This is a genomic window from Marinobacter sp. V34, assembly GCF_055524115.1.
This window is the reverse complement of sequence record NZ_JBUPZY010000001.1, coordinates 275,262-289,666: the sequence shown is the minus strand read 5'-3', so window position 1 is coordinate 289,666 and position 14,405 is coordinate 275,262. Positions and strand designations below refer to the sequence as shown.

General features: G+C 59.2%; 10 protein-coding genes. 4 read left to right on the top strand and 6 right to left on the bottom strand.

Annotated elements, in window-relative coordinates:
- Positions 1-122 precede the first annotated feature (122 nt).
- Entirely contained in the window at positions 123-1,241 is a 1,119-nt protein-coding gene (locus AC0B60_RS01435; protein ID WP_465083459.1) for a GGDEF domain-containing protein, read from the top strand.
- A gap of 5 nt (positions 1,242-1,246) precedes the next feature.
- Here the strand turns inward: AC0B60_RS01435 and AC0B60_RS01430 are convergent, their stop codons facing one another.
- Both AC0B60_RS01430 and AC0B60_RS01425 read right to left on the bottom strand, forming a co-directional pair.
- Positions 1,247-2,359 (bottom strand): ABC transporter substrate-binding protein, encoded by a 1,113-nt coding sequence (locus AC0B60_RS01430; protein WP_465083457.1) that lies wholly within the window; start codon positions 2,357-2,359, stop codon positions 1,247-1,249.
- Positions 2,346-4,076: a chloride channel protein gene (locus AC0B60_RS01425; protein ID WP_465083455.1), complete on the bottom strand. Its 1,731-nt coding sequence runs from the start codon at positions 4,074-4,076 to the stop codon at positions 2,346-2,348. The genes AC0B60_RS01430 and AC0B60_RS01425 overlap by 14 nt, the downstream gene beginning before the upstream one ends.
- Before the next feature lie 196 nt (positions 4,077-4,272).
- Here AC0B60_RS01425 and AC0B60_RS01420 point away from each other — a divergent pair, with 196 nt between their 5' ends.
- A complete protein-coding gene (locus AC0B60_RS01420; RefSeq protein ID WP_465083454.1) occupies positions 4,273-6,843 on the top strand; it encodes a GcvT family protein in 2,571 nt (856 codons plus the stop codon).
- Between the two features lie 27 nt (positions 6,844-6,870).
- On the opposite strand, the gene AC0B60_RS01415 is transcribed toward AC0B60_RS01420, so the two are convergent.
- Positions 6,871-8,253 carry an L-serine ammonia-lyase gene (locus AC0B60_RS01415; RefSeq protein ID WP_465083452.1) on the bottom strand — a complete coding sequence of 461 codons (1,383 nt, stop codon included), beginning with the start codon at positions 8,251-8,253 and terminating at the stop codon, positions 6,871-6,873.
- 328 nt (positions 8,254-8,581) lie between these two features.
- On the opposite strand from AC0B60_RS01415, the gene gbdR reads away from it, so the two are divergent.
- On the top strand, positions 8,582-9,694 hold the full coding sequence (gbdR, locus tag AC0B60_RS01410; RefSeq protein WP_465083450.1) for a choline metabolism transcriptional regulator GbdR: 1,113 nt from the start codon (positions 8,582-8,584) through the stop codon (positions 9,692-9,694).
- Here gbdR and AC0B60_RS01405 read toward each other — a convergent pair.
- The 3 genes from AC0B60_RS01405 to AC0B60_RS01395 form a co-directional block, all read right to left on the bottom strand.
- Entirely contained in the window at positions 9,686-11,422 is a 1,737-nt protein-coding gene (locus tag AC0B60_RS01405) for a formate--tetrahydrofolate ligase (protein WP_465083448.1), read from the bottom strand. The genes gbdR and AC0B60_RS01405 overlap by 9 nt on opposite strands.
- Positions 11,403-12,332: a methylenetetrahydrofolate reductase gene (locus AC0B60_RS01400; protein WP_465083446.1), complete on the bottom strand. Its 930-nt coding sequence runs from the start codon at positions 12,330-12,332 to the stop codon at positions 11,403-11,405. The genes AC0B60_RS01405 and AC0B60_RS01400 overlap by 20 nt, the downstream gene beginning before the upstream one ends.
- 74 nt (positions 12,333-12,406) lie before the next feature.
- Positions 12,407-13,768 (bottom strand): glycine cleavage T C-terminal barrel domain-containing protein, encoded by a 1,362-nt coding sequence (locus AC0B60_RS01395; RefSeq protein WP_465083445.1) that lies wholly within the window; start codon positions 13,766-13,768, stop codon positions 12,407-12,409.
- A 224-nt stretch (positions 13,769-13,992) separates the two neighbouring features.
- Between AC0B60_RS01395 and AC0B60_RS01390 the strand changes: the two genes are divergently transcribed.
- Positions 13,993-14,394 carry a DUF2721 domain-containing protein gene (locus tag AC0B60_RS01390; RefSeq protein WP_465083443.1) on the top strand — a complete coding sequence of 134 codons (402 nt, stop codon included), beginning with the start codon at positions 13,993-13,995 and terminating at the stop codon, positions 14,392-14,394.
- The last annotated feature ends 11 nt before the right edge of the window (positions 14,395-14,405 follow it).

Sequence of the window (14,405 nt, the reverse complement as noted above, 5' to 3'; positions counted from 1 at the left end):
TCGGAGGGCAAACGTGGACTCGTACACGGAATGCACGCTAATATCTGTAGCTAATGCCTACAATCTTCTGTGGTTATGTCGGCGCCCCAAATGCGCCCGCAATATACGGAATTACAAACGCTATGGACCCAGCCCCCGGAAATCACCTCCACGCCGTCAGAACAGAACTTAACCGCCTTGAGACCTACCGGCGGCGCACCTATTTTGGCGTACTGGCCCTGACCGTGGCTATCATGATGCTCAGTTGGGCCTTCCGGGAACAGGGCGACCCGTTCATTACCATCGCCTACCCTGTTTTCTCCGTCACTCTCGCCGTTCTTGGCTTCGCATTCTGGCACCGATCCTTCCAGCTCAGAACCATGGAAATTTCTCTCGTCGCCGTGGTCGGCACGATGATTCTCAGCCGCCTCGCATGGCATTTTGCGGTTGGCGACCCGCTCGGCGAAGACCTTCTTCTGCTCACGGGCGGGCACTACTGGGCGGTGGGTATAATGATTGTTGGCGGATTTATTGCGCTTGGTTTTCGGGGCGGCATGGTGACAGGTGTCGCGACCCTGCTGTTTTCGGGTGCGCTGGCCACCCAGGAAATCTTTCAATGCTTCCAGGCGGCGGGCGATCACTGCCAAAACTGGGTATACCTGCTGCGCATTCATCTGTTCCTCACCGTGCTGTTGGTGCTAACCAGCTCCGGAACGCTGCTGCGTGAACGCTCCTGGAGTGCCTTTGAGCGAGCCGAAACTCTGCATCATTGGGCAAACACAGACCCACTCTGCGGCCTGGCAAACCGCCGGGGTGCTGACCGTTTCCTGTCTGCCGAAACCGCCCAGGCAGACCGATACCAGCGCCCTCTTACCATCATTCTTATTGATATTGACGAATTCAAGAGCATCAACGATGACTACGGTCACGAAGTTGGTGATGCGGTGATTCGCGGCTTCGCCGCTATCCTTTCCAACACCGTTCGTGAAGTGGACCTCGCCGCACGCTGGGGCGGAGACGAATTCCTCGTCGCCACACCGGGTGTGGATCTTCGCAGCGCTCGCCACGCTGCACAGCGCTGCCGCCGCGCCATTGAGAGGGCACCCATCGCAGGTGTCTCCGTGACCGCAACGGTCGGTATTGCCGAGTACCTGCCCGGACAGGGCATCGATGATGCCATCAGCAGGGCCGACGCCATGCTCTACCGCGCCAAGGCCGCTGGTCGAAACCGGGTGATTACCGAAGCCTGCGAACTGACCTGAACGCCCTACTGGCGTTCCAACCACTCCTGCAGCCATTGCTCCCGCAGCTCAACAGTCTGCGAATACCAATGGTGGTCACGGATAACAGCGCTGTCCAAATGAGAGGGCGCCGTTGGCATGTAGGGCCGCATGGGCACCCCTACATCGGTGTGCAACCCCACCCTCTGCTGGGCCGACTTGCGTGTTGGCCCATAGCTGATCAGGTTGGCTTGGGCAGCCATGTTTTCCGCCCGGGTTGCGAAGGCGATAAAATCCGCCGCCAGGTCTGACTGATCGGTGCCACGGGGAATCGCCCAACTGTTAAAGCCAATCAATTGTCCGTCCCAGATAACCGAGATCGGGGCACCTTCCATGGCCCGGGCATGGAAGAACCGACCATTGTAGCCCGTAGCCATGGCCGCCTCGCCACTGGTCAGCAGTTCCACCGATTCGTCTCCGCGAGTCCACCAGATGATCGCCTCGCGAATGTCATCCAGCCGCTGGGACGCCAACTCCAGCCCGCGCCGGGTACTGAGCAGGTCGTAAAGCTGCTCTCTCGGCACCGAAAGCGACAGCAGCGCCCATTCGAAGAGCCCGACCGGCGACTTCCTGAGCGCCCGTTTGCCAGGAAAATCCTCCAGATTGAAAAAGTCCTCAACACTGTCTGGTTTTACGCCCGGAAACGCCCGGTTGTCGAAGGCAATAACGGTCGAGAACACAATCTGGGTGATAAAACACCGATGAATGGTGTCTTCCATGAAATCATCCACTGCCGGCGTGCCATCGGGGGCGGGTGCCAGAATGCCCGGGTCAATGGAGTCCAGCAGGCCTTCCTCACAGGCAGCACTGGCGTCGGACTGGATCATGTCAATCACATCCCACTCGGCACCATCACCGGCAAGATGCTCCCGCAACACCTTCACGCCACCGTCGTAATGCACGGTCTCAATCTCGACACCGGTTGCCGCCGTATAAGGCTCGAAATAGGCCCTTCGCTGGCTGTCCTCGTAGGCACCACCCCAAGTGACAACAGTGAGCGCCTCGCGCTCCCCATCCTCTTTTTGCGCCTGCAAAGCTGCCGGAAAGATCAACAGGCTGAACATCAGCAAACAAAGAGCCGAGAGGCTAAGCCGCTTCATTTTCTTCCTCTCGCAGGTCATGCACGATCTCAAGATACGCCCGAATGACCGCCTCTTCCGGAACCACACCAATCAATCGGCCATCCCGGTCCACCAACGGTACAGCTTCGCCGAGGAACCCCCTCAACAACTCCATGGATTGCCACACCGTGGTGTCGTGATCGAAAAGGGTGAACGATCTGATCGCCACGTCAGACACCGGCGTATCGGCGGCGCAGTTAACTATGCCCTGCAGCCTGAGCACACCCAGCAGTTTGCCCTCCAGGTTCAGGACCATGGCCTCCGAACGATGGTCCTCCACCAGGCGCTGACGAACATCGCCCACTGTGTCGTGGGCGTTGGCCGTGGTCACTACCCTGGAGAGATAGTCACAGATCCTGTGAGTTTCCAGTATCGCCTTGTCGCGCCCCAGGGACAGGTCGAAGCCACGGGCACGTAATTGCAGATCGAACAGCGAACGCCCAATCACGCGATAGGAAATCAGATTGGCAAACACCACAGACACCATGGCGGCGATCGTCAGGTCGTAACTGCGGGTCAGTTCGAACACAATCAGAATGGTGGTCAGCGGGGCCCCGATAACGGAACTGGCCAGTGCCATCATGCCGCAAATGGCATACACCACCAGGCCTGAGTGGGGCACTGGTACCACATAGGGCAGCACCAGACCGAAAAAAGCTCCGAAGAGAATTCCGATCAGCAGGGCCGGACTGAAAACCCCACCCACAAAGCCAAACCCCACGCACATCGCCGTCAACCCAAGCTTGGCAACGATGATCAACGCCAGTTCACCAATACCGAATGCACCCCCGATGGTGGCAAAGCGCAGGGTTTCCTGCCCAATCCCCAGCACCTCCGGTATCCACAGGGCCACCAGCCCCACGGTCAACCCCGCAGCAGCCGGTCGTGCCCACGCGACGCCTATCCATCGATGTGCGGCATTGGTGCTGACCCGAAGCAGCACCATGAACACCCAGGCCAGCCCCGCGCACAGCACACCTTCGAGAGCGAAGAACACGAACTCGTAGCTATGCGCCACGCGATCAAAATGCACCAGGAAAAGCGCGGGCCGGTCAAAAATCACATTGGCGATGATATAACCGGTCGCAGCGGCTACCGTAACCGGTGCAAACGCACGCAATGAATAGTGTCGCAGGATCACTTCGTGGGCAAACACCAGCCCTGCAATCGGTGCATTGAACGCCGTGGAAATGGCCGCCGCCACACCACAGGCAATCGCAATGGAACGCTGGTGACGCAGATTGAGCCGCAGACGCCCAACCAGATTCCCGAACACCGCGCCCAGGTACACCAACGGACCATACTGCCCAACCGACGCACCACTACCCAGAGAGACCAGCGCCGCAAATGTTGATGCCGCACCGCTCCTGAAGCCAGGAGCCGGCCTGGTGGTCTGCGCAGCCAGGATCGCATCCGGCGGGGCCAGGCCACGTTTTTCCTGAACCAGGAAGTGCACAACCAGGCCGACGATCAGGCCACCAACGGTGGGCACGAGAAGCGTCGCAGCCGCTACCAGCCCCGGTTGGTCCTCCGCGAGTATGCGGGCGTAAGGGGAAACAAGCAGGCGGTCGTTTAGATAATGCACCGCATCCACAAATCCGATCGCTGCCAGCGAAGCAGCACTCCCTACGGCGATGGCCACCACTGTCACCATGCCAATCTGATACACGATCTGCCGAACGCCGCTCCTGTCCATACCGCAAGTAAAGTCCCGATTGCCACGGGACTCAACTGTTCACCTCGAAAACCGGTCAGGAGCGAATATTGCGCGAATGTCTCTGCCGCTTTTGGACGACTTGGTGTCGTATTGGATTTACCACCCATGACCAATCCGGGCCACATTGAATCAAGGCCGCGCATGCGGCTGTCATTGTGAGTATAGGGGGATCAAGATGGCACAACTACCGAAACGTGCAAAAGTCGTCATCATTGGCCAGGGCGGTATCGTTGGCTCATCGGTAGCCCACCACCTTATAGAACAGGGCTGGGACGACATCGTAGGGCTGGAAAAGTCCGCCATTCCCTCAGACATCGGTTCCACCTCCCACGCCTCGGACTTCTGCTTCACCACCTCCCACGACAAGCTGAACATCTATACCACCAAGTACAGCCAGGCGTTCTATGAGAAACGCGGCAATTACGTGAGATGCGGTGGTATGGAGGTGGCCCGCGTAGATGACGACGAGCGCATGGACGAACTCCACCGCAAGGTCGGTTCCGGCAAGGCGTTCGGCACCAACGTCAGTATGATCTCACCGAAACAGGCGAAAGAACTGTTTCCCCTGCTGAACGAAGACTGTATCCAGGGCGCCATGTGGGACCCGGACGCAGGGCTGGTGGTGCCCCGCTCCCAGAGTGTCGCGGGCGACCTGGTGGAGGAAGCCGTCGCCACTGGTAAACTGCAAGCCTTTGCCTACACCCCGGCCATCCGCATCGACGTACAGGACGGCCAGGTGCGGGGTGTCGAGACCCATAAGGGCTACATTGAAACCGAGTATGTTGTGCTCTCCATGGGTATCTGGGGACCGCTGATGGCAAACACCGCCAACTCGCCCCTGCCTCTGATGCCACTGGAGCATCCGCTGCTGTTCTTCGGCCCCTACGAGGAGCTGGCCGGCACCGGCAAGCAGATTGTCTATCCCCTGTTCCGGGACCAGGGTAACTCCGCCTATGTGCGTGACACGGGCGACCCCACCACCACCGAAGGTGGGCGCATTGAATGGGGCTACTACGAAGCGGAAGACCCTCGGCTGGTCTACCCAGGCGCTATTTCCGAACCCGGCGAGGCACGAATGTCGCCCTCCATGCGTGACCTGACACTGGACCAGGTTATGGACGCGTACGAAAAAGCCATCGAAATGACGCCGATCCTCGGCGAACTGGGCTGGGAGGAAAAGCACTCTTTCAACGGCCTGCTGTCGGTGACGCCCGACGGTGGTTCACTGATGGGGGAATCCCCGGAAGTGCACAACCTCTGGTTCTGTGAAGCGGTCTGGGTCAAAGACGGCCCCGGTGCCGGCAAAGTCCTGGCGGACTGGATGACCCATGGTTCTCCGGAAATGGACCCTCACAGCATCGACATCGCCCGCCACTATCCACTGCAGAAAACCCCGGACTACGTGTATAGCCGCTGCTATGAAACCGCCAAGAAAATCTACACCCCGGCGGTTCATCCCCGTGAGCCCTACATGACTGGCCGCAAGATGCGGACTAGCCCGTTCTATCTGCGGGAAGTTGAACTGGGCGCCTATTTTATGGAAGCCGCAGGCTGGGAACGGGCCCATGGTTACGCTGCCAACGAACCCACTCTGCTGGCGAAATATCGCGATCGCATTCCAGTGCGGGAGCATGAATGGGACGCCCGGCATTTCTGGGAAGTGTCCAACGCCGAGCAACTGGAAATGAGCGAATCCGTGGGCATGATCAACCTCTCCCACTTCGCCATTTTCGATATCTCCGGTGATGATGCCGAAACCTTGCTTGAGTATCTGTCCGTCGCCAAGGTGGGCGGCACCGTTCCTCATGGCAAGGGTGTCTACACCCACTTCCTCGATGCCCGTGGCGGCATCCGCTCAGACCTGACCATCATCCGGCGGGGCGACAACGATTATCGGGTGGTCTGCGGCGGCGACACTGGCCATCGGGACCATTGCTGGATCAAACGCATCGCACGGGAAAAAGGTCTGAACAACATCCACCTGCAGGACCGCACCGATGACCTGGCCACCCTGGGGCTTTGGGGGCCAAAGGCGCGGGAAACGCTGGCACAGTTCGTCACCAACCCTGACGACCTGTCGGCTGAGAACTTCCCCTTCGCCACCGCGCGGGAACTGAACGTTCAGGGCGTGCCAGTGTGGGCGTTCCGGATATCCTACGTGGGCGAGCAGGGATGGGAACTTTATTTCCCGTTCAGCTACGGCCTGCGCATCTGGGACCTGCTCTACGACGCTGGTGTTACCCCCGTGGGCATCGAAACCTACGCCAACACCCGACGCCTGGAAAAGAGCCTGCGGCTGCAGAACGTGGATCTGGAAACGGAATACAACCTTTACGAAGCTGGGCTGCAACGGCCCAAGGTCAAAGAAGCGGATTTCCACGGCAAGGCCGCCTATCTGGAGCAGCGGGAATGGCCTCAACAGGCCGCCTACCTGTGCACCATGACCATGACAGACCACCGGGACGCCAACGGCGTGCTGCGCTATCCGGTGGGCCAATGGCCCATCCTCGACCCGCAAACCGGCGAGGTACTGATAGACAGACACGGCCGCCGTTCCTACAACACCAGTGCGGTCTGGGGGCCTTCTGTGGGGCGGATTATCCTGCTGGGCTACATTCCCGTGGAGTACGCCCAGGAAGGGCGGGAACTGATGCTGGAATACTTCATGGAGCATTACCCTGTCCGCATCGAGGCGGTGGGTTACCGCGCGCTGTTTGATCCAGACAACGAACGGGTGAAGTCCTGATCAGCGTCAAGTCTCGCTATCTGGCGGTCAGCATTCGATGATGTTGACCGCCAGCCCGCCCCTTGAGGTTTCCTTGTACTTGTCCAGCATATCGCGGCCGGTTTCCCGCATGGTGTGAAGCACCTTGTCGAGGGAGACGAAATGCTTGCCGTCGCCTCGCAGGGCCATAATGGCCGCATCGATGGCCTTCACCGACGCCATGGCGTTGCGCTCTATGCACGGAATCTGCACCAGCCCTCCGATGGGGTCACAGGTCATGCCCAAATGATGCTCCATACCGATTTCGGCGGCGTTTTCCACTTGCTCAGGTGAGCCACCCGTGGCAGCAGCCAGGCCGGCAGCAGCCATCGCACAGGCCGATCCCACTTCGCCCTGACAGCCCACTTCCGCCCCGGAAATGGACGCATTTTCCTTGAACAGCACACCAATCGCCGCTGCTGTCAGCATAAATCGGATAACACCATCCTCATCCGCCTGGGGGCAGAACTCCCAGTAGTAATGCAGCACCGCAGGAATAATGCCGGCGGCACCGTTGGTCGGTGCGGTCACAATCCGGCCGCCGGCCGCGTTCTCTTCATTCACGGCAAGAGCATAGAGATTCACCCAGTCGAGCGCGCTCAACGACGGCGATATCAGGTCCACCCGCGTTTTATCCATCAGCGAGCGATACAGCGACGCCGCCCTCCGCCGGACTTTGAGGCCTCCGGGCAATTCGCCTTCATGGCGGATACCGTTTTGCACGCACTCACGCATGACTCGCCAGAGCTCGAGAATGCCCTCTCGAATCTCATCGGGCGTACGCCAGGCCTGCTCGTTGGCCAACATAATGTCGGCGATGGTGAGATCGTTTTCCCGACACAGGGACAACAGGGTTTTCCCGCTGTTGAAGGAATACGGCAAAGGCGTGTCGTCTGTGCGGATTTCCAGGCTACCGTCAGAGTTCGCCGCCACCACAAAACCACCGCCTACCGAGTAATAGGTGTGCTCACACAGGCACTGCCCGTCCTCGCCGAGGGCCTGGAAGACCATACCGTTGGGGTGTTCAGGCAGGGATTTTCGGCGGTAATACACGATATCGGTACTCTCGCAGAAACGAATCTGATGTTGACCGGCGAGGCTGAGGGTTCCGGTGCCTCGAATACGCTCAAGCCGACCCGGCATTTGCTCGGGATCAATCCGAGCCGGCCGCTCTCCTTCCAGCCCCATCATCACAGCCGGGCCAGTGCCATGACCCTTGCCGGTAGCACCTAAAGAGCCATACAGGGATACCTTCAGCCGGTGCACGGAAGCCAGCAGACGTTTATCGGCCAGGCCACCTGCAAACCGGCGCGCGGCCTCCATGGGCCCGACGGTGTGGGAACTGGACGGGCCAATGCCGGCCTTGAACAGCTCAAACAGACTGACAGCCACTTTGCAGCCTCCTGCCTTGGGGTGTGATTCAAGGATAGCGCTATCGGCGGTCCGACGCCTGCTTGCTGACGACACTCGAACGATGGTTTACGACAGCTCTGATCCTCTAACAACAGAATGTACGTCGCATCTGGATCATTCCGCAAAGTCGCGTGTCGGTTATGGACCATTCGCTATCGGGCCGCCAGCATAGAATGAGGTCACATTGGAGCTGATCACTTATTGCACTATGAAAGCGCAACAGCTAGTGTTCAAGTTGAGGCAATCAAATTAGGTGTGACAGCCAGACATTGCCGCGACAGGCCCAGGCGGGGCAAGGGGGTTTACCATGACCGCTGACAAAGGCTCACACACAGACAGGCCCGCCCAAGAGCCCTACCGGGTCGGCTTTCTGCTGATCGATAATTTCACCCTGATTGCCCTGGCCACGGCCGTTGAACCACTGCGCATGGCCAACCAGCTGGCCGGTACTGAACTCTATTCCTGGAAGCTGCTCACCGCCGAAGGCGAACCCGCCCGTGCCAGCGATGGCATTTCCATGTTGCCGGATGCGTCTATCCAAGAAGAACATCGCTTTGACCTGGTGATCGTGGTGGCCGGCATTGATGTCACACGCAGTTTCTCTCGCAAGGAGGTCATCTGGCTGAAGCTGATGGCGCGGCGCCACGTCCTACTCGGAGCAGTCTGCACCGGCCCCTATGTACTGGCCAGTGCGGGCCTTCTGGACGGCCATGCCTGTAGCGCCCACTGGGAGTGCCTGGAAGCCATGCAGGAAGGCTTCCCACGGGTACAGACCAACAACCGCCTGTTCACTGTCGAGCGAGAACGCATGACCTGCACCGGCGGCACCGTACCCATGCACATGATGCTCAGTTTTCTGGCACGGCGTCATGGCCAGGAACTGAGCAACGCAGTATCCCACATGTTTGTATGCGACCGGGTTCGCGAGGAAAGCGAACAGCAACCCATGCCCATGCATCCACGGCTGGCGTGCGCCCAACCCAAACTGGCGGAAGCGGCCCAGTTGATGGAGGCGAATATTGAGGAGCCCATCGAACTGAAGGAACTGGCGACACTGGCCGGCATTTCGCGGCGGCAACTGGAACGGCTGTTTCTCAAGCACATGGGATGCACGCCCTCACGCTATTACCTGCGGGTACGTCTCAACCGGGCGCGCCGACTACTCAAGCAGACGTCCTGCTCAATTGTGGAAATCGCCTCCATGTGTGGTTTCGTGTCTGCCACTCACTTCAGCCGCTGCTATCGCAAGACCATGGGGCGCGCGCCCAAATACGAGCGAATGGAGATTTATTCCCAGGGCTCTTCCAATACGGTTCTTACCGATTCCATGGCCAGCCTGCCATCCTCCTCCCGGCAGGCATTGAGACGCGCCCGGGCTGAACCAACCTATGGCATTTTCGAGGACACCGGTTCAGGTTAGCCCTACCACCAGGCCATTTTCATCCAGCGCGATATCCAGCGCCGCGGGATGGCGCGGCAAGCCGGGCATGGTCATGATGTCGCCACACACCACCACCACAAAGCCGGCTCCGGCCGCCAGGCGCACTTCCCTTACGGGCAGCGTATGGCCAGATGGCGCTCCCTTCACCGACGAATCCGCCGAGAAGCTATATTGTGTCTTGGCTATACACACCGGCAGGTGGCCAAACCCCAGGTTTTCATATTCCTCCAGTTGCCGCTTCGCCACCGTGGTGAATTCCACGCTACCGGCGTGGTAAAGACGCGTGGCAATGGTGCGAATCTTGTCCGCCAGTGGCAGGCTGTCTTCATAGAGAAAGTTCACCTCCGGTGTGCCTTCGTCCATCTGATCGAGCACCGCCTGGGCCAGTTCGGTGGCACCCTCACCACCCATGGCCCAGTGGTCGGCAGGCACCGCACGAACACCCAGCGACTCGCTGATGGATTGCACCAGCGACATTTCCTCCTCGGTATCGTCCGGGAAGCGATTGATGCACACCACCGGCGTCAGCCCGAACTGCTGCAGGTTAAGAATATGCCGTTCCAGGTTGACGGCGCCTGCCCTCAAGGCAGCAAGATCAGGAATGGAGAGTTGGCTGCGAGGCACACCACCCTGCATCTTGAGCGCCCGGATGGTACAGACAACCACGGCAGCATCGGGGCGTAGCCCGGTTTGCCGGCACTTGATATCAATGAATTTTTCCGCCCCTAGGTCAGCGCCAAATCCTGCCTCAGTGACCACCACATCGTTCAGGGCCAGGGCGGCACGGGTGGCGGTTACGGAGTTGCAGCCGTGGGCAATATTGGCAAACGGCCCACCGTGGATGAACACCGGATTGTGTTCCAGGCTCTGGACCAGATTGGGCTGCAGCGCCTCTCTCAGAAGTACGGTCAGCGCCCCTTCCACGCCCAGGTCACGAACGGTCACCGGAGTCATATCAGACCGCCTGCCGATAATGATATTGCCCAACCGCTGCTTCAGGTCCGCCCGACCGTCCGCCAGGCAAAGGATCGCCATAATTTCGGACGACACCGTAATGTCGAACCCGGTTTCCCGGGGCACGCCATGAGCCGCACCACCAAGCCCACACACCATGTTGCGCAGGGAGCGGTCGGTCAGATCCATCACTCTTCGCCAGCTCACATAGCGAGGGTCCAGGCCCGTTTCATTGCCCCAGTGAATGTGGTTGTCGATCAACGACGCCAGCAAGTTGTGGGCGGTGGTGATGGCGTGAAAATCACCGTTGAAATGCAGGTTGATATCTTCCATCGGAATGACCTGCGCGCGGCCACCGCCGGCAGCGCCCCCTTTCATGCCAAAGCAGGGGCCCAGGGAGGGCTCTCGCAGGCACACGGAAGAACGCACCCCCAGGCGGTTGAAGCCGTCGTTTAATCCCACACTGGTGGTGGTCTTGCCCTCCCCCGCTGGCGTGGGCGTAATGGCGGTCACCAGCACCAGTTTGCCCCGAGGTGCGGTATCAGAGGTATCCACATAGGCCATGTCCAGTTTGGCCTTGTAGTGGCCGAACGGCACCAGGCTCTCCCCCGGCAGACCAAAACGCTGTTGGGCCAGCAGCAGAATAGACTGAGGCTGGACCGAGCGGGCGATCTCAATATCCGGAGTGCCTGGCGGCGGAAAGTCGGCCTCCGGTGGTGTTGCGGGTGTCAGCTTACTGTACTGAAGACTCATGGAACTGACCTCTCTGGTCCTCAACGGACCCGCTGTGTTCTTGAATCCATTGCGCCGATTGGCGCAGGCCACCGAATGGGAAAAGATGAATGCCTCGTAGCAAGGTATCCGGGTTGTTCAGGCAGTACTGGACAAGCGCGCGCACCATTCCGTCCGGCGTCCACGCGCGCAACAGTTTGGCGCTGCCAGGGCGTCTCAGCATCAAACGGGCAGACGCGCCTACGCCACATTGGGCAGCGTAGGCAATGAGGGTTTTCACCCGCGTGGGGCCGGCCATGCCAATGTACACCGGCACTTCTTCCAGGATGTCGCCCAGGCTTTGCAGCCAGTCGATGACGACATTGGCATCGAACGTAAACTGAGTGACCACCCAGAGCCGGGTCGATGTGGTGCGAGCATATTCACGTTTGATGCCAAGGGCCTGCGATAGCGTTGCTCGGTCGGCCATGGGGTGGCCATCCGGATGGGCGGCCACCCCAACGCCATGAAACCGAAACTGGGCAAGCAGCCCGGATTCCAGAACCGCCAGCGTATCCGGAAAGGGACCGGCGATGGCATCGCTGTCGCCAGCAATCAGCAACAACCGGTCAACGCCGCTTTCATCCAGTTGGGACAACCAGTCCCGCAGTTGGCCCCGGCTTTCCGCCATGCGCGCGGGTACGTGGGGAATCGGCTGCATACCCACAGAAAGGAGATGTCGGCAGGCCTGAAGAGTGTCACTGAATTGCCCCTTTGGCAGGAAGGGCACGTAAACACACGTGCCCACAGGCAGCAAATCCGGCAAATGCTCCAGCGCCAGTATCTGACGGGGCGTTGCCTCAATGGACGCATGTCGCACCAGGGCGCGCAGCCGCACAGCGGCTTCCTCTTCGCAGGCACTGGACGGCTGCTTATCACTCACCAGTTTCATAAACCACGCACCCCATTGCTACCCATGTCCACTGGTCAGGTCAGGCGACGCCAGCCGCCCAACCTGCCGTTACGCTAGTCAGCGAAGTCGATACCCTTCGCTCTCGCCCGCTCGCGAGCGTTGGGGTTCACCGATGGCCGGAAGGGCACTTCCACCACTTCCGCCTCAACAGCCGTTGAACCATCCGCGGCGGCGTATTCCACCGGCAGATGGACCGTCAGTCGGGTGCCAACGGCGCGCAGATCAAACGGCACATAGGCCAGTGCGATGTTGGTTTCCAGCTCGGGTGAGTACCAGGGCGAGGTCACATAGCCCTCCGGCTCGCCGCCATCCGGTCCGCTCACCAGCCAGAAATCGTTGGCATAGTCCGTCACCTGGCCACCGCCAAAACGAATACCCACCATGATGTGGCTGAATGGCGGCCTGCCTGCATCCAGCTGCTCGCGGACTTTTTCGAGCTTCTGCTTACCGATGTAATCCGCGTCCTTGTTGCGAGGCACCTGATACGCCAGATTGCACTGGAACGGTAGCGTTTCCTGGTCAACATCCTGGCCCCAGGACAGAATTCCGGCAGCAATACGCCGATGGTGCGCCGGCGCAATTACCCTCAGGTTGTGGGCCTCACCGGCCGCAAGCACTGTGTACCAGAGGTCTTCTGCGTATTTGGTGGCTTCCTTGAGGTAAATCTCATAACCCTTCTCACCGGTAAAACCGGTTTGGGAAACAATCACATCATGGCCGGCAACCTGGCCTTCCATCAGCCCGTAGTAGGGAATGTCTTTCACCTTTTCACCGAAAAGGTCCGCCATAAGCGCTTCGGACTTGGGTCCCTGAATCTGGACTGGAGCCACATCGATTTCCGCAATGCTGACGTTGAATCCCATGCCGATGTTGACGCCCCGCAGCCAGAACTCCAGATCGCTATCGGAAAGGGAGAACCAGAATTCATCCTCGGCAACACGAAGCAGAACCGGGTCATTCAGAATACCGCCCTCTTCATTGCACAGGATGACGTACTTGCCACGCATGGGTTTTATCTTGGTGGCATCGCGAGTGATCACATAGTTCACGAAGCGTTCCGCGTCCGGACCCTTGACCTGAATCTGGCGCTCAACGGCGACATTCCACATGGTGACGTCATGAATCAGCGACTCGTATTCCACCATGGCGCCGCCGTCTTCCGGACGGACATAGCCCCGAGGGTGATACATGCGGTTGTAAACGGTCGCCCGCCAGCAACCGGCTTCGTACGCCAGGTGCCAATAGGGCGACTTGCGCACACGAGTGGAGATCAACATCTCCACCGGCGTGGGGCCGGACTGGCGAAGGTTTATGGGAACGCGACGGTCAGACTGGTCAACAGTGTCAGGCTGGCGGGCGGCACCCGCCCGTTGCTGTGGATAATCCAGAAGTGCTTGCTCAAATTTAACGGCCATTGCTATCTCCCCCTACCGGGTTGTTGATAGCTCTAATGTGACCCTGTTTTCAGTTATCAGGTTGAACCAATACGACACTGGCACAACCAAAAACGTCAACACCGCAGTGATGAATCCTGGACGTCCTCCCAACGCGTCAAGCATGAGCTGGGGCTACAGTAACCACCACCTGCTCGATAAAGCCTGCTATATTGGTCTGACTCGTCCAGATCAAGGAGTCGACGTTGACACTGACCACCCCTGCCCTTCTGTTTCCCGCCATTTCACTGTTACTGCTGGCTTACACCAACCGCTTTCTCGTACTTGCCCAATTAATCCGTCAACTCAAACAGATGGATACGGAAGAAGACCACGCCCTGATCTCCCGGCAGATCAGTATGTTGCGCAAACGCATTGTGCTAACTAAACGGATGCAGGCATACGGCGTACTCAGCTTTTTTGTCTGCACCATGTCCATGTTTGTTCTGTTTGTGGGGGCCCAGCTCGCTGGGGCCATCGCCTTCGGCATCAGTCTGATATTGCTATCGGTATCATTGTTGTACTCGCTGTACGAAATCGTGATTTCGACCAATGCCATCAACGTTGAGCTCGAAAACTTCGAGGCGAGGAAACGAGCGGGGGAGTAACGAGAATACGT